We start from the raw sequence: 656 nt of genomic DNA on the forward strand, positions 1-656 counted from the left end.
CCAATGAGCGCAATGTTTTCCATGATAGTTCTCCGAATGAAAGCCTGTCCTCAGCATAGTACCGGGAAGGAGGGAGTGACCATCTCATTAAATAAAGCACGCTAAGCCGGTGGCAGCGGTCGCAATGGCCTGAACTTCCCCGCACCGACCTTGGCACTGCTGCGCCATAGGTAATCGCCGGTCAGGTTGATATGCTCCCACCCCAGCGGGGACAGATAGGGCGAATGATTGGATCACCGCCTTGCCGTCGCTGCTCGCAGCAGCCAGCTTCATGGCCAGCGCCGCCTCGTGAGTCTGCGCGTCAAAGTTTCTGAACTTGGTCGCATCAGCGCCGAGGTAAGCAAGGATGCGCATTTTTTCAGTAAGCGGTGGCTCGGGGTGTGCAGCAACTTTTGGGGCGAGCTGAACGACCTGAACCCATTCCTCCTGCGAAATCGCACCGGTAATAGCCTGCATGTTGCGCCCGAGTTCCTGCATGATCTTGCGTAGCGCCAGTGGCTCAACCTGGGTAGCGTCACCAGCCCAAGCTGGCAACTGAAAACCCCATAAAAGCAGGCAGGCCGTAACGGTCAGGGTGATAGGGAAGGTGCGAACAAGTTCCTGATATGAGATCATCATATTCATCCGGAGCGCATCCCAGAGGGACATCATGAGCC

1 protein-coding gene is annotated in these 656 nt (G+C 56.4%); it reads right to left on the reverse strand.

Features of this window, described 5'->3' with window-relative positions; translation table 11 throughout:
- Window positions 1–87 precede the first annotated feature (87 nt).
- On the reverse strand, window positions 88–656 hold a 569-nt coding region (locus OGX94_RS01625; protein ID WP_220704037.1), incomplete at its 5' end, for a hypothetical protein.

Source organism: Citrobacter sp. Cpo037, from assembly GCF_030332945.1.
Lineage (GTDB): Bacteria > Pseudomonadota > Gammaproteobacteria > Enterobacterales > Enterobacteriaceae > Citrobacter > Citrobacter portucalensis.